Annotated in this window: 14 protein-coding genes; 3 read left to right on the top strand and 11 right to left on the bottom strand. The window is 40.0% G+C overall.

Translation table 11 applies throughout. The features are described from left to right. From ACTHN6_RS15930 to ACTHN6_RS15885, 10 genes are all read right to left on the bottom strand, one after another. Positions 1 to 1,182 (bottom strand): hypothetical protein (locus ACTHN6_RS15930; protein WP_440436766.1); only part of this gene is annotated, 1,182 nt, incomplete at its 3' end. A 32-nt stretch (positions 1,183 to 1,214) separates the two neighbouring features. Continuing rightward, positions 1,215 to 3,308: a hypothetical protein gene (locus ACTHN6_RS15925; RefSeq protein ID WP_440436765.1), complete on the bottom strand. Its 2,094-nt coding sequence runs from the start codon at positions 3,306 to 3,308 to the stop codon at positions 1,215 to 1,217. An 88-nt stretch (positions 3,309 to 3,396) separates the two neighbouring features. Then, entirely contained in the window at positions 3,397 to 4,497 is a 1,101-nt protein-coding gene (locus ACTHN6_RS15920; RefSeq protein ID WP_440436764.1) for a hypothetical protein, read from the bottom strand. 670 nt (positions 4,498 to 5,167) lie between these two features. Continuing rightward, a complete protein-coding gene (locus ACTHN6_RS15915) occupies positions 5,168 to 5,713 on the bottom strand; it encodes an REP-associated tyrosine transposase (protein ID WP_440436763.1) in 546 nt (181 codons plus the stop codon). Between the two features lie 489 nt (positions 5,714 to 6,202). Then, positions 6,203 to 6,691 carry a hypothetical protein gene (locus ACTHN6_RS15910; RefSeq protein ID WP_440436762.1) on the bottom strand — a complete coding sequence of 163 codons (489 nt, stop codon included), beginning with the start codon at positions 6,689 to 6,691 and terminating at the stop codon, positions 6,203 to 6,205. A 193-nt stretch (positions 6,692 to 6,884) separates the two neighbouring features. Beyond that, positions 6,885 to 7,085, bottom strand: coding sequence for a cold-shock protein (locus ACTHN6_RS15905; RefSeq protein ID WP_440436761.1), 201 nt, complete (start codon positions 7,083 to 7,085; stop codon positions 6,885 to 6,887). A gap of 363 nt (positions 7,086 to 7,448) precedes the next feature. Continuing rightward, complete coding sequence (locus ACTHN6_RS15900; RefSeq protein ID WP_440436760.1) at positions 7,449 to 8,327, bottom strand: glycoside hydrolase family 16 protein; 879 nt, start codon at positions 8,325 to 8,327, stop codon at positions 7,449 to 7,451. A 287-nt stretch (positions 8,328 to 8,614) separates the two neighbouring features. After that, positions 8,615 to 9,616, bottom strand: a complete 1,002-nt coding sequence (locus tag ACTHN6_RS15895) for a hypothetical protein (protein WP_440436759.1) — start codon at positions 9,614 to 9,616, stop codon at positions 8,615 to 8,617. 179 nt (positions 9,617 to 9,795) lie between these two features. Then, on the bottom strand, positions 9,796 to 10,842 hold the full coding sequence (locus tag ACTHN6_RS15890; protein ID WP_440436758.1) for a tetratricopeptide repeat protein: 1,047 nt from the start codon (positions 10,840 to 10,842) through the stop codon (positions 9,796 to 9,798). Positions 10,843 to 11,498: 656 nt separating this feature from the next. Next, the gene (locus ACTHN6_RS15885) at positions 11,499 to 12,764 is read right to left on the bottom strand and encodes a glucuronyl esterase domain-containing protein (RefSeq protein ID WP_440436757.1); all 1,266 of its coding nucleotides are present in this window, start codon (positions 12,762 to 12,764) and stop codon (positions 11,499 to 11,501) included. Positions 12,765 to 13,040: 276 nt separating this feature from the next. Here ACTHN6_RS15885 and ACTHN6_RS15880 point away from each other — a divergent pair, with 276 nt between their 5' ends. Together ACTHN6_RS15880 and ACTHN6_RS15875 are read left to right on the top strand one after the other, a co-directional pair. After that, the gene (locus ACTHN6_RS15880) at positions 13,041 to 13,643 is read left to right on the top strand and encodes a peroxiredoxin (RefSeq protein WP_440436756.1); all 603 of its coding nucleotides are present in this window, start codon (positions 13,041 to 13,043) and stop codon (positions 13,641 to 13,643) included. 73 nt (positions 13,644 to 13,716) lie between these two features. After that, positions 13,717 to 14,142, top strand: coding sequence for a nucleoside deaminase (locus ACTHN6_RS15875; protein WP_440436755.1), 426 nt, complete (start codon positions 13,717 to 13,719; stop codon positions 14,140 to 14,142). Here ACTHN6_RS15875 and ACTHN6_RS15870 read toward each other — a convergent pair. Further along, complete coding sequence (locus tag ACTHN6_RS15870; protein ID WP_440436754.1) at positions 14,139 to 14,846, bottom strand: DUF92 domain-containing protein; 708 nt, start codon at positions 14,844 to 14,846, stop codon at positions 14,139 to 14,141. The two genes, ACTHN6_RS15875 and ACTHN6_RS15870, sit on opposite strands and share 4 nt — an antisense overlap. Before the next feature lie 545 nt (positions 14,847 to 15,391). Between ACTHN6_RS15870 and ACTHN6_RS15865 the strand changes: the two genes are divergently transcribed. Beyond that, positions 15,392 to 16,387 carry an SDR family NAD(P)-dependent oxidoreductase gene (locus ACTHN6_RS15865; RefSeq protein ID WP_440436753.1) on the top strand — a complete coding sequence of 332 codons (996 nt, stop codon included), beginning with the start codon at positions 15,392 to 15,394 and terminating at the stop codon, positions 16,385 to 16,387. Positions 16,388 to 16,468: the final 81 nt, after the last annotated feature.

The following is a 16,468-nucleotide window of genomic DNA, read 5'->3' as shown; positions in this document are numbered from 1 at the left end:
ATCAAATTGCTGTGTAAAATTGCTTAGCAGCTTGAGTGATGCAGGAATCGTTACATACCGAAAGGCCACTGTAATTACACGTGGTTTTACAGGCTCCTGCGCAGCATTTGTAAAACAAGCAGGATTATATTTATACAGCGGTTCACTTTTCGGTTCATTGTCATAAAATTTCCAGAAGCGGTTATAGTTGGTTCTTTCTTTCAGGCCAGCTTTATAGGTTTGAGATGCATCTTCTAATTTATTTATTATTGCCTGTTGTTTTAACCAGTCTTCATTATTATCGCTTAATATCTTTTTTACTTTAGCAATTTTATCTGACACATCCGCTTCCCAATTTCCATAATTTCGCTCAATTGCATTATTATGATTGGAGGTCAATTCTGCAATCAGCTTTGGAAAATATAATTTTTCCCTTTCATAATATTCCAAAAGAGCTTGCAGGTATTCTTTCCTGCTCACGGGCACTAATACGGGATCTTTTTTCTTCACAAACCAATAGCGATAAATAAAATTATTGCGATTGTTGGGTTTGATGTCTTCTTTTGCCACATCCTGGAAAAAGCCTTGCCCGGTATTAATGGCTTTTATCAACTGGTCGTTATTACAGGAAAAATAATTGAACAACTGTACTAACGGATCCTGTGCATTAGCCGGCTGATGATTTTTCCAATCCTGAAATTGAAAACCAAAATCATATTCCCCCATACTACTACCAAAGGGATAATCTAAAAAATTACCCAAGGTGTTGGTGGGAATTGCATTCACATAAATCCGCAGAATAGTTCCGGCCTCATCATTGCGTTTCAGTTTACCATTCAGGCAAAAGAATTCGTGCAGCGAAGCCTCAAAACTGTATTGCCCCAGTTTAGTAGTTCCATAATAAGCGTATCCCTTTGTTGAATACATATTTTCCCAGTTACCTCCCGTGAGTATAAAACCTTCATGACTTTTTGCTTCTATTTTCTCAATCTGATTCAACGTTTGCTTAGCCATAATTTTGTCGGCAGCCGTACTCATATTTTTGAAATATTCCGCCCTTACTGCAGGCCAGGGATATTGCGCTGCTGTTTGATATTTTCCAGGCACCGTTTCTACCTCTGCATTGGTTTTGCAGGGTTGTGCTTGTACCTGTTGCATACAGAAGAACGCCAATACAATATTGAAAGCGAAGATTTGTTTCATCTGAAAAATTGTTGGTGATTTTTTACGCATGATTATTTTCCAAACCCGCTGATGGCTCCGGTCATATTTCCGGATATCAAACTCATTCTACCCGAAGCGGTGATGTTTATACTGGGGTTGTTTACAATACCGGCCGGGTCGCTTACCGTATTAGAACCGATGGTTACCTTAGCTTCCCCGGTAGCATATACATCTTCAATTCCACGGCTGCTCAATTCCATTCCCATACCGGCTTTTACGGATGCACCAACTTGCAGCGGCCCCTTGCTGGTGGAAATACTTTTGTCAATGGCCGTTGCCTCCATTGTACCTTTTACGAAGCGGTCTATCCCCGCATTATCAGACTTGAAATGGAAATTACCACTCAGCCGGCCGGCATCAAATGATATAGATGACTTACCACATTCAAATGCCATGGTACATACCTTAAAATCAAGTGTTGATTTGTAATTGCAGTGCATCTCATCAAAATCAGCAAGTTTATACCTTGATGTTTTTGTTTCCGCTGTTTCACAAGCGCCATATTTATTGGTGGCTATGTATCTTGTATTTCCAATGGCTTCCAGCCATTCTTTTTTTGCAGCAATTTTAGTGGCTTCAAACGCAGTGTCGTCTTGCACAAATTGCTTCCAGTACAATTCTTCCGTAATTTTTACATACAACTGGTGCAAATAATTTTTATAGGCTTCTTCCAATAGCTTGTTGTAGTTTTTATACACCCATTCACTGTATTGCTGTTGCACCACGCAGTTATCATAGCCCAGGTTTTCACCTTTTTTTGCCAGCTCAGATTCACCAGTCGCTGTGATGCTGTTTTGCTTTTCAATCTTTTTTCGTTGAGCTTCATCCTTTGCCTGGAAATCTTTCCGAAGCGAATCAATAGCGGCGATTGCTTTTTTAAGCCGGTAAGCTTCACCGCCATCCTTATCCATTTCTTCCAGGTTGCGTTGGGCGATAGTCTCGTACAAATTGCTTTTTGTTGCGTTACCTGCTTTCATTTGCAGGATTTGTTCTGCGCTTTTTCCGGCAAATTTTTCATAAGCCTGCTGTGCTTTTTGCGCATTGGCCTGCTGAAATGGTACCAGGTCTTTTGCCAGTTGAATACTTTTTTCATTTACCTGTTTCTGAAACGCATCCCAGTCGGCGCTTAATCTTAATTCATCAGTATAAGATGCGGGAACATCGGGACGGATAAAGTTTTGCAATCCCAGCGGGTCAGGGTCTGGATGAAAAGGAATACGCATATCCGTTCCTTTCACTTTATAGCCGAGTTTCTTCAGCATATTTATTTTGTCCAGAGAAAAACTGTAGGCAAGACTGTTTTTCATTTTCTCAATGGCCGTTACCGTATGACCCTTGCTTTTTTCAATAAGACATTGGGTGTAGTTAGCCTGCGGGTGATACGCAAAAGCTTTTACTACTTTATTCAGTTGTTCATTGGCTTTGTCTGTTTCGCCAAGGTAAAACCATGCCTGCCCCAGGTTGTTGAGTATCGTTGTATTGCCGGGATATTGTTTATTCAAATATTCCAATAGCGGAATAGCACGATGCGGCGCCCCACCCATACTTAGCATAGTCGCAAAATTGCTCAGCAAATCTGCATCTGATGCATTGTTGCTACAGGCACGACCTATGACGTATATTGCTATTTCCGGCCTGCCTATAGACCAGAAACCAACTGCTTCATTGCCTATTGCCTCCGGCGTATATTTATTGATTGAAAAAAAATCATACACTTCTTTCGCTACAGGTTTTGCATCCGCGGCAATGTTTTTTTCAATATACGCATTCAGCGATTGTATATAGGAAGGAAGTGTTGCTGCTGTTAGGGTTATTGCAGGAATGGCAGCAATTAGCGTTGCATTTTTTGCAGGAACGGAAAATGCATCTCCGCCCAATGCCGTTCTTACATCCGCATCGCTCAGGCCGTTTGGCATGGCGGGCAGGGTGGTGGACATGCCCATTTGCTCCATCATCTTTTTTTGCTCCGGTGTTAATTTATTTAATTGCTGCTGTGCCTGTTTTATTTTATCCTGCACTTCTTTGGTGGTAGCAGGGTTGGTTGTTTGCGCAACTGAAAATATCACAAACCATACTGAAGCGAAAAGAAGGACAATCTTTTTCATTTTAAAAGCGATGATTGTTTGATGCATTGAAATCTATTTGATAATTTTTTAAATTCCTTTGAGAGTTTTACAGCTTGTAGTCGTCCGGTTAATTTGAAGTTTGCCCCGAAGCAGTTCCGGCATCCTTTTCAAACCCGGGCGGATTATCAATAAGCGATTCTTTTCGCTGCGTATATGCAAACCGGTAAGGAGGGTCATTAAACTGGCCGCCATCTCTTTCGGTTGGTTTATCAGTATAAAGTATTAAGGAATTGCCATAAGTTGGGTCGCTAATTGTTTCAACAGTATAAGTGGTCTTTTCAAGTTTTGGGGTGGATGATTTTTTCAGAGGCCCCCATTCCTTAGTACTTGATTTCTTTCCCCAAAATCCGGCTTTCCCGCTTTTTGGCGTGAGGATAAGTTGGTTGCCCTGTACTGTATATGTTCCGCTTTCATAACTAAAAATGATATCAGGTGCCTTTGTTAGCCATTGTTTAATGCGGAACAAATAAGTGCCATTAGCGTTAAATTGGTATTCCTTTCGCATGTATCCTCCGGTGTACATGCGGTATCCGTTCATAAAACCGTTGTCTTCTGCCTGATTGGTTACCCATAAACCTACAATGGAAGTATTTGCTGCGGAGCTTGTGGTGTTTTTATTTTCGCCGGTTTTCTGGCCACTTTGTTGTTCATTGTTTGCCGGGTTGCTTTGCGCCGTTGATACTTTATTTGCATCCAACGCTATGCTCGTGATAAAGTCTTTTAAATTTTTCATATAGGGTTGTGCAGTGCCATTCCACAAAACACTTATGCAAATAGTTTCGTTGCTGTAAGTTGTAAGCACCGTTGCTGCGTTTGCACCATTGTATTGCCATACGCCACTGCGGCTCATTACCTGCCAGCCGTCGGCAGATTTTGGCGGGGTTTTGCTCTCCTGTTCTATGGTATGGCCCACCAGCACAATATCCTGCCAGTCTTTCTGCGCATCCTCTTCTATATTACCGCTGCTTTGCCTGCTTTTATAAACGGCAATCTGGCTCCAGCTTGCGCCGTCAATTCTGGAAAAAGAAACATAATCATCTTTAGCGTCTTTATTCCAACCGGCAGGAGCTATATAACTTACAATATCAAACGTTTCCTTTTGGGCAATACCTGCACCACTCAGCATGAGTAACATGTAAGATAAAAATATTGGTTTGGCAGATTTCATATTCTAAAACTTTTGTTCAGGAATCAGTTGGATTGATTTTGTAAACTTTCCAATCGGTGCTCATTATTTTTGAACAGGGCAATACGTCTTTAAACATGATTGCTCGTGTCCTGGCCGCCATCCTGTTAATAAGATCAAGTGTGAGCATTACTTTAGTTTTATCAGCTGTACAAGCATCATGTTTGTTCCAAAATATTTGAGGACAGAATAAAATCACAAGCAGGAAAGCTGTCGGGAAATAAATTATGTTTTTTCATGCATTCATTTTATTTTCCAATGATCTATGAACCAAAATTAGAGGAGCTCTATACGGCGCACAATCGTTAAAAAAGATGATTTTTTAAAAACGAAAGGAAAATCATTAAAAAAGATGATGACCGGCGTTGCCTTATTTACCTTTATTTGTATCGAAAGAAAAATGTAAGCTGCAGCATGAAGAGATCAGGGCCCAGCTCTCCGTAGAATGTTTTCTGCTTTCTCAGCTGCGTAGAATGTTGGTTGTTTGGCCCCAGCTCGGCGTAGAATGTAATTGTTCGGCGTAGTCTCCAGACTACGTCGAAGCGTAAGCAAATCTCAGATTTGCATATCTGTCATCATTATTCAAACAATTAAATCAGAGATTTAAAAACACGATGACGTAGTCAGAGACTACGCCAAGCGTTTCAAGTCACTACAAAAAATCAATTGCACACATCGCTTTTAAACCAGCATAATTTCTGGCGCTGCTATATAAATAATCTTCAGGCTTTTCAACGATGCCTGCACGAACAGGATTGTTATGTATGTAATCTAATTTCTGTTGCGTAAATTTTGGTGTAAACAGCTCAATAGCATGGTTCTCATGTGTCCACATCTGGTTAACACTATTTCTTGCATTCGACTTCGCAGAAAATTCAAAACGTTTCATCATCCAGTCACTTCTGCTTTCTGTTGGTTGCTGCATTAACGGAAATAATTGGTTAGCAGTAAACTTTTTAAAATCACGAATAATATCAGATAGATGAAATGGCTCCTTAGCACGTACAATTAAATGAAGGTGATTGGTCATTATCACATACGCATACAATTCAAGTCCTTTATGCTGTCTGCAATAATCAAAACTGTTTACAATAATTTGTTTGTATTCGTTTCTTGTAAACACATCAATCCATTGCACTATCTGAAAAGTAAGGTAATAGAGTTTGTTTTGGTCATAGATTTGGTAGCCTTGGCTCATACTACAAATTAAAAAAATTATAGTAAATCAAATCAGGAGATTTGAAAACACAATGACGTAGTCAGAGACTACGCCAAGCATGAGAATTAAGAAATGTTGATTTAACGAAATTGCGTACATAAAAACCGTAATGTCCTTTCCACACACGAAGCGAGGTTAAGAGACATTGCGGAGAAGAAAAAATTGAAATAATAAACGCAGAGTCTCGTGCCTTTGCACATATGTTGACGAAGACCCTGCTGCGACGTAAAGCTCTCCGTAGAATGTTTTTCGCCCTGCCCTTGTTGGCCTTGTGACCCCCAGCTCTCCGTAGAATGTTCTTCGCTCTCCGTATGTCTTCAGCTACGGAGGCAAATGAAAAAGCCAGATTGTATCCGGCGTTAAACAAAAGATCATATCAAATAAATCCGTAGTGATAAACTAAGGATAACTAAGGTCTTCATTGCAAGCTATGTGCGCAGCATGCAATGCGATTTAAACCGTTAACGCTTATTTTACAGGCAGATTAAACGAACCATTTGTTATGGTTATTTCCTCAGTTGAATCATTACGATTATGCAGTGTACCACTGAAAGTTCCGGTTACAGTTGTATTGGTAAGATTTGAAATTGTAATTTGTATAGTTGATGAATCAGGCAGCAGAATTCCTGACACGTAAGAAACTGTATCTTTTATATAATTACCGCTTGGATAATATCCATTGGATGGTTTGTTATAAGAGCCTGGTGTTATTTCAACGCCAAAAGGGTGCACAATGCCTAGCGAAAAGCTTGAATTATCAGAATCGTTTTTTGCATTCATGCTAAAGCCTGCAGATAGGTCGCCGGAATATTCCGAAGCAGAAGGACTGCCGGAAAACGTTTTTTCCGTTCCGTTGATTTTTGCTTTTATAAACCAGGCAGCATTATCAGTTCCTTCTTTTTTGCACGCACTGCAATACAATGAAGCAATCACTAAAAGCATTAACCATCTTTTCATGACATTTTATTATTCATGATTATGCTTCAGGTGTAAACGTTGCAATCAAAAGAAATAGTACACTTTCCTTCTCCGCCATGTCTCTTCCTCAAAGCCATGTGTATGAGCAAGGACATTACGGGTAACCGGAACACAAAGCCCATCATTCATGTAACTTCCATCTATGCCTGTTCGCAAAGGCAGAACAAAGGCATCAGATAACTTTTACATCAACAGCATTCATTCCTTTTTTTCCATTTTGCAAATTAAATTCTACGCGATCTCCTTCCCGGATTTGATCAATAAGTCCGGAGGAATGCACAAATGTTTCCTGGTTGCTGTTATCATGCTTAATAAATCCAAAACCCTTTTCCGTATTAAAGAATTTTACGGTTCCTGTATTTTTGTTGTCCACTATAAAAAATTTAATTATTAAGAAATATTAGATAGCGAATGTAGCTTATCTCCCGTTATCCGCAATGCCTCTTTCTCAAAGCCATGTGTCCGCCTTGTTGGTGTTGTCTCCAAAAAGGGGTTTGATAATGAAATCAAGCAGTATTCATGCAATTAATTCGTTGGTCATAAGATTAACGAAGGCTTCCTGTAGAGAATTTGAACATTAGCAGTGCAGGCTTTTATGAATTACAACAAACCAAACATTTTACTCCTATTCATTATGAAGAATTAAAATAAGACGCGGGTCTCGTGGCTTTGCATAAATGCCATTAACGATGACCCCGCTACGACGTAGCTTCAAATTTTTGCAGCAGCAGATTTTTCACTTATCAAACGGAGCATACTTCATCCAATCCACTTCCAGCTCGTACGGGTACAAAGGTTTCTCTATTGCATTGGCATTGGTTTCAACGCCCCAGTTGTTAGTATGCCAGAAATTGAGGCGGTAATAACTTGGATGTTGTGGTATGCCGCGTTGCGATCCGCTGTAATCCCATAGAACAATTTTTTTACCTGTCACCGGGTGCACCATCCACCAGGTTAGACGGTCAGGATGCCAGTCAAATCCATAGGTATAGAACCCGGATGATGCATCATAGTTATTAATGGCCTCAATGGTTTCGGGCTGGTTTTGAGCGCCGGTTAAGGTATCCGGTTTTCCATCATAACCTTCTTTATAAATGGTATTGTAAATAATTCCCTTGGCTAAATTGATGGTTCGACCAATTCTTTTAAGTTCACCGTTGTAGCCAGTCCAGGTACCAATATAAATAATGGAAGGATCAGCCACCAGCCATTCAAAATCTATTTCACTCAGCCCATACACGCTGTCCATATAATAAGTAAAATAGCCCACCACAGCGCCTGTATTTGGCTGAATATTTCTTACATCGGGCACTTTTAAACGGGCAGCATAGGTGCCATAATAAGTAAAATCATTCGATATAATTTCAGGGCCACGGCCGGCACCCGCACTGTCTGCAGGATCTATTTTAAACAGCAGCACCTTGGTGCCGGATTCTGTTTTGGAAGTAACGCCGGGTTGCCATTTAAAAGCGGCTTTATTTCCGGCGGAACCATACCTGAAATTTTGTAAAACGGAATCGTTGAAATTTTCAGTAAAAGCATGCGCCAACTTTTCTTGCTGCGCATAACCAGCAAGACTGGTAAAAAATGAAATGATGAATAGTATTTGTTTCATGATGATGAATAAATCCTTGCAGTACGAATGTAATGATTACAAAGTTTTTGCATTTCCTGGTGAAGTTATAAACCTGGCCGCATCCGTCTTAAAGCTTGTAACTTTTTATTCAGTATTCAACTGATAAAGAAAAAGTTTAACCGTGAAATTTATATAAGCAAATTTGCAGATCGTCTATTTCATATAAACATTGTGGGAAGCAGAATGATTAAAATCACTGCTGTTCTTGATTATGTTCACTTCTTTTTCGTCCGTTCGCTCGACCCTGTTGCTATATAAGCTGTTGTTTAGTTAACGGCAATTAATGTTTTATTCTGTGACTTTAAATATTGCTCATAAAAAACTTTTCTGAAAACAGGAATATCGAAGTAGTCATTGGTTTCATAAACCCTATTATCGGAATCAAAAAAAGACCAGGGGGCCTTAGGATTATAATCGCCAACATCAATTGCATAATCTTTTAAAACACACTGCCTGAAATGGTCGTATGCCAGTTCGTTATATTGATATAGCCGCTTGTTTGTTTTGTTTTCTTTGCCCCCCAATTGTATATATAAAATGGTTTTATGCAAATACCTCAACTTTACAAGCTGCTCAAATTCCCATAGCACACCTTCTGAGCCGAAAGGACGCATTATAATAAGCGATGCAGAGGCCATATATTGATGAATTGCTTTTTGCCAGTCTTCAACATACCCTTTGGAGGCGCCCACGATTTCGGTTTCTTTTCTAAGGGGTGAAGCAATGGCTATAACAGGCCCAACCATTTTTGTATAGCCAATAGCAATATCTTCATAAGTAATAAGTTTTTTTGAACCTTTACTAACTGCATCAAATATAGTTAGCGGTGCATCGCCTTCCGTTTCAAAAGACCGCAAAAATAACACAGGAGGTCTTTTATCTGTTTGCATGTTTTCCTGTAAGGTTTGCTGGTTACTTTTTTTTACCAGCCATATACAAAATGAAAAAAGGGCAATTAATAAAGCCAGCAAATTATATAAGCCGCTCCCCGAAAAGTTAACAAGATTGGAAATGCCATCTCGAAAAGCGAAAAGCAATGCTCCAAAAACAACAATGCCCATTACCTGTGCATTAATCTGTCGTTTCAAAAATTTGTTGTACCAGGCGATGGATTGTTTTTCATTTTCATTGGTAATAATATTGTACTGTTTTTTAAAGTATTCTCTTTTATCAGAAAAGCGCATTGCAGCAGCCGCACATCCGCCGCCGGCAGCAATCATTAAAAGATAGGGCAAATAGTGACCAAGCGTGGGCAGGAAGTCTTGCATATGAGTGTTAGTCTTAGCTAAAGATAAAAATAATCCCGTAGTTCGCTGTAGAATGTCTTACCCTGCGTACATTTTTAACTATGGAGGCAAATAAATTAGCCAGAAGCACCAGGTGGTTAAACAGCAGATCATAGTAAAAAAATCCCGCAGTTACAAACTACAGTTAGCAAAGGCAACCCTTATTTGTTTGGCCAGTTATATTTACTCACCCAACCATAAAACTCACTTACTCTAGTTTCATTGGTTGTAACCCAAAGTGCAGATTCATTTTCGGTATTTTGTAAAATGAGATTAACCAATACTTCTGTGTAATTGTTTTTCTTAATGTCAGAAAAGAAAGGCGCATAAAATTTCCAGAAGAAGCCTTTCTGTTTTTTATCATCTAAAAAACCGCAAAGCGCATCAAACTGAAATTTCAATTTTTGTACTGCTGTACTTAACTGAAGCTTATCCATTATGTCAGGCGATGCTGCCATCAGGGATATACCAAGTTCTGCTGAAGAAAAATTATTTTCTTTGGCTTCCGATAATGATGATGAAGGAATATAAATGGCCATGTTCTTTTTAGCTGAATCTGATTTTACAGTGGGCGCAAATGCCGATTGAATAAATTGAGCACATTCAACAGAACGTTTTGTATTTTTTTCTGCAATGCAAACCATTGTTGCAGTCAATACAGCAGGAATTTTATTTTCATCAGCAAGTATTTGATACATTCCATTATTAGATCCTGCATGGAATGGCCTTAATGTAACCGCTTTCTGAAAATTCTCCATCGCGTTTTCATTATCATTGTTTCGATATTGTGTTATACCCAGGTTGAAATATAATAAATAGAAATCCGGGAACTTTTTTATTCCCTGTTTATAGGTTTTAATTGCCTGTTGCGGCTGCTTGCTATCATCATATACAGAACCGAGGTTTACATACACTTGTTTTCGCGTATTATCGGGTATGTTCATCTTCAAAAGTTTTTCATCTAAAACAATTGCCGAATCCAATACACCACTTATGTAGTAGGTGTACGACATTTCATAAAGCGCTGCCGGATGATCAGCATCGGTGGTAAGCGCTTCTTTGTATTTTGCAATTGCTTCAGCGTATTTGCCTGCGTCGTGTAATTTTATTCCTTCATTAACTAGTTGCTCAGCTTTATCAGGATTTTGAGAGAATACATTCAAAAAGAAAAGAGACATAAGAAGGGAGAAAATAATTTTCTTTTTCATAAACAGTTTATTGGTTTAGATGTTTTGGAGCATCAAATTACACAAAAATATTTTTTCAGGAAGTTCCCTTTCCCGAATGTCTCTTTAGCAAAGTCATGAGCACAGAAAAAACTTTGCAGGCACGAAGTATAAAAGCTCATTCTCTTTCACAACTTCAATTCATGCCCGTTCGCAAGCCTTATTCACTTACAGGAATCTGCAATAAAAAATGGTTTATTAATCCTTAGTTTAATAGCATGAACCGATTTATAATTATATGGGATCAGGATAGTTCGATAGCTGGAAGACTGTAAAACAGAAAAGGTATCTGCACAGATAAATTTAATTTTATCATCGATTACAGTATCAATGCCCATAATCAGATCTCCTGTAATTAATGCCTTGCGGCTATCAAGGTTGCAAAAACTATTATCAACCTGGATATAGCTTACGGAATTATGCCCAAATGGTTTGGAGTATTCATACCAATACAAACTACTGTCATTATTAATCTTGATTGAATCTTTTAAAACAATTGCATTTCTGTCATGATCTTTAATTATTAGAGAACACGACTGACTGATAAAAAATGTAAAAAGCAACCCGCAAAAAATCTTTACATATCTCATTATCCTGATTTCTGTAGTCGCAATTGAGTCACAAAACCCGCTTATTTTTTACTTAAAAAACCTGTCAGCAAAATCCAGGTATTGCTGCCAGTCGTAAAGCTGTATATCGTGCCCGCCATTCCGCATATGATAACCTATTGACCCGCTGCCCACCGGCGTATTTATCGGAGGAGGCACTGCGCCCGGCAACCCGGTGAGGTTATAAAGCCTATATACTTCCCCTGCATGCCAGGCGGAAAGATATTCTCCTGCAGGGTCCGACCATTGGTCCTGTGATGCACTGGCCACATACACAGGCCGGGGCGCTATTAAAGCCACCAGTTCATGAAAATCTACAGGCAATGCATCTTCACGGTCGTTATAGGCTTTATAGTTATCGCAAAACCAGTGCGGAAATGCCGTATTGATTTTGGTAATCGTTTCCCCATACTTTCTTCTTGTAATTGCCGCGCCGCCTTCACCAGAATTATTGGACATTACCAGGGCAAAACGCTTATCCTGCGCGCCGGCCCATAAGGCGGTTTTGCCCAGGCGGGAATGCCCTATTACGGCCACTTTCTTTGCATCAACCGCCGGATCGGTTTCCAGGTAATCCATAGCCCGGCTCAGGCCCCATGCCCACACACCAATAGCGCCCCATTCACCGGGGGCGGGTTTTGTCTGGCCATCTTTATAAAACAAAGGTGCAATGCCTGCATTAACACTATTGCTGCTGTCGGGCTGAAGATCCCCATAATATATGGTTGCCAATCCATAACCGCGGTTAATGATTTCCTGTACCGGCCACCGGCCGGCCTGTATGCCGCGGGAAGCTTCGGTAGCATAATGATCTTTATATGCCGCCCCTTCATCATACCTTACCCATCTTTTTGAAATTAAAATTCCGGTATCAGTATCTATAGTTTGATTGCCGCCAAAATTCAAACCTAAAAATAGCGGCGCAGGCTTATCTGTATTATTGGGCAGGTACAATAAGATGTCCATAAAATATTTTTCATCTTTTGAAAAATAGGCCCGCACCTGTTTGCGTGTAGCTGCCCCATTCAGTGCAGTGGTGTTTACAGACAAGGTAACAAACCGCAAAGGGATTTTCTTCACCGGTGTTTTACCATATACATATTGTTCAAACAGTGCAAGCACTTCAGGCCTGCGCTTTTTTTCCCAATCTGCTGCCGTATGAATTGCTTTGCCCGATTGCGTGATTAACAAAGGAGGTAACTGATAGGAAGTGTCGGGAATTTCTGTTGTTTGGGCAGTGGCAGCCATGGTAAAAGCAACAGCCAGTGCCGTACCCGTGATAAACTTACTGATCATGCAAGCATTTGTTTAATTGTACTGGAATAGATATTAATCAACCGGCAAGAAAGATACTATATCCCGGCCGTTCAGGGCAGCCGGTTTTTTCATGCAATTGTTTGAGGTGTTGCGGCTTTGACGAAGCCTTTACTACATCTCGTCGAAATTCACCGTATCTATCTTAAAGTTTGTACTTTTATTATACAATACATGAAGTTTAAACCTCCTGCCTGCACTCATGTAGCTGCAACCTTATAAGTTATGAGTCATAACCGTATTTAAAAACAATTTGTCATGTCAAAGAAAAATTATTTCCCGCTATTTTTAATTTTAGGGCTTTTGCTCTTCATTAATCAACATAGCTTTGCACAAATGAAAGTATTATCAAAAGGCGCCAAAGCACCTATGTTCACCAGCAACGCCAGCCTGGCGGGCAATGAATTTGAATTTTCTTTAAAGGAAGCCCTTGAAAAAGGCCCCGTAGTTGTATATTTCTATCCTGCCGCATACACAGGCGGTTGCGACCTGGAAGCACACACTTTTGCCGAAATGAAAGATAAGTTTACGGCAGCGGGCGCCACCATTATCGGCGTATCAGCAGACGATATTGAGCGGTTGAAATCGTTTTCATCCAGCCCTGAATATTGTGCAGGAAAATTTCCCGTGGCTTCAGATGAAGGCGGAAAAATTGCAGCTACCTATGGCCTGGAGCTGATACCTCCAAAAGCCGGTGCTAAAGATGTAACCGGGCAGCAGATTTCACACGGCTTTATTCCGCGAACAACATTTGTTATTAACAAAAACGACGAGATTGTAGCTGTCTTTTCATCAGAAACCGATCATATATCGCCTGATGAACACGTAAAAAAATCGCTGGAAATTGTAGAGCAGCTATAATTTAAAACGTAAGTTCATGCTTGCAACTTTCATTATTATCAATAATAATTTTACTGCTTACGATATTGCATAAATGAAAAATGCGCATTATTATTTACAACGCTGTTTGGTATTGGCCAAAGCGGCCGCGGAAAAAGGAAATAGCCCTGTAGGTGCTATTGTAATAAAAGGTGATGACATAATAAGTGAAGCCGAAGAAGCCGTTAAAACAAAAAACGATATTTCCTGCCATGCAGAAATGGAAGCCATAAGGCAGGCTGTTAAAAACTTAAATACAAATGATTTATCAGCCTGCATTTTATACACCACACATGAGCCTTGTGTTATGTGTTCGTATGCTATAAGGTTCTATAAAATCAGGGAGGTTATTTACCTGGAGCAATCAAAATATTTAGGCGGTATTTCATTATCCATGCCATTACTCCTTACAACTGACGTTCCGCCTTCATGGAGCAAACCGCCTGTTATTACGCATGCAAGAAAAGAGGACTATATCTAAAAATAATACAACAATAAACCCGCCACGGCGCCGGTAAGTGTATTTAAAAAATTCACGGCACTATTATTCAGGATATGCTTTCGTTCCAATGTGGCGCCCAAAACAGAGTCGGTTAAATTGCCAACGGTACCTGCAATAACTATCCATAAAAAGTCAATCGTAAACCCTGCCTGCAGCGCATATATTAAAGCAATTAAAATGCTGCCGGCTATGCCAATTAATGTTCCTTCAAAACTTATCACACCATTCAATCCGCGCAGGTCTTTTTTTAAGTTCATAATGTTATAGAATTTCTTTCCATACACATTGCCTAATTCAGAAGACAGGGTATCTGCAACGGCTGAGGAAAGACTGGATGCAACCATTAACAACAACAAGGGTTGTTGTTCACTAAACATAAAAGATAGTAATGATAGCAGGGCTGCAACGCCACCGTTTGCTATAACCTGCGCTGCTGTTCTTTGCCCGCGATGTTGTTCTGCCAAACCGGCTTGTTGTTTTGTGCGCATCTTCCAGGATGTAGCAAGCGTACCGGCTATAAAAAATGTTGCCAGCATTGCAATACCGGTATAGCCTTCACCAAGCCAAACCATAAAACCAATTACAACTGCGGCAACAGCGGCTTTTGCATCCAGTTTTTTTAATACAACTGTTGCCACTGCTGCGGTGCATAATAAAACAAAGACAATAGCATTTTGCAACATGTATAACAAGATTAAGATTTTTCATTCTTTCCGCAACCGGCTATGCAAGTGAAATTGTATAATTAATGTGCAACACGATAGTGCATACAGGTAGGGGATACTAAGAAACATAAGGCGCCGGAAGGTTTTTGGGATGAGTAATAACAACCGGTCATAAAACATAATACTTTACACATTCGTTAATTTCCAAACAAAACTTAAGCTGTTGCCTTGTCGCATTTATAGTTCCTGCAAGCTCAATAGCAAAAACAATACATGAAAGCTGGCTTTATATTTACACATGAACAGCCAGTAAAACAGCATAATCAGCAACAAAATGAATGAAGTGTACTGCACGCACTTTAAAAATATAAAACCATCTTGCTTCATTCATTATAACTTTATAGGCCATGGTAGAACGACCGCACAAGCCGATACGACAGACGGAAAACCAGGCCTGCCCCCTACCCGAAAAAAAGGCCGTTTGAACAAAGCAAATCTGGCCGTTTGAACAAACCTGCTTCACCGGGCTCCATCTACTTTTGTCTTAACATAATAATTTAAAAATGGGACAAACGAATTACAACGGAGCATTACAGAAACCAATAGGTTCGGGCTTCAATGCAAAATCAACTTCAACAGAAGTAATTAAAGATATTGACCTTACAGGAAAAACTGCTATAGTAACAGGTGGAAACACGGGCATTGGCCTGGAAACAGTGAAAACACTGGCTAATGCAGGAGCTACAGTAATTGTTCCTGCAAGGGACATTGAAAAAGCAAAGAAAAACTTGCAGGGAATTGATAACGTAGAAATTGAAGAAATGGACTTAGTAGATCCTGATTCCATTGACACATTTGCTAGCAGGTTTTTAGCTTCGGACAGACCGCTGCATTTGCTCATCAACAACGCCGGAATTATGTGGGTTCCGCTACGCAGGGACCATCGCGGCATTGAATCGCAATTAGCCGTAAATTTTTTGGCTCAATTTCAACTAACCGCAAAACTTTGGACAGCACTCCAAAAAGCAAACGGAGCAAGGGTAATTAACGTTTCATCGCAAGGACATCAATTTGCACCTTTCAATTTTGACGATCCGAATTTTGAACATCGTGCATACGAAACGTTGCAAGGTTACGGGCAATCAAAAACAGCTGTTAACCTGTTTTCGCTTGAATTAGACAACCGGGCAAAAGAGTTTGGCGTAAGAGCATATTCAATTCACCCGGGGTCTATTGGAGGAACAGAATTAGCAAGAGAAGCACCATTGGAAATGTTTATACAAATGGGCTTTTGCGATGAAAAAGGAAATATGTTGCCCGAAGTTGCCGCTTCGCTCAAAACAATTCCGCAAGGTGCATCTACAACAATTTGGAGTGCGACAAGTCCGCTGCTAAACAACATTGGCGGCGTGTATTGTGAAGATACCGACATTGCTGAATTGTCTTTAGGACAAGACATTTCCGCGGGTGTAAAACCTTATTCGGTGGCCGAAGCAAACGCAAAACGTTTGTGGGAATTAGGCGAAAATTTGACGGGCATAACATTTCAGCTTAACTGATATTTGTAAATTAGCAACTGCACCAGCGTATGGACTTTCAACTAAAATACATAACAGACGACATTAAACTTTCCTGCTATG

This window comes from Parafilimonas sp. (genome assembly GCF_051953455.1).
Taxonomy (GTDB): Bacteria; Bacteroidota; Bacteroidia; order Chitinophagales; family Chitinophagaceae; genus Parafilimonas.
This window is presented reverse-complemented; position numbering and strand designations above follow the sequence as displayed.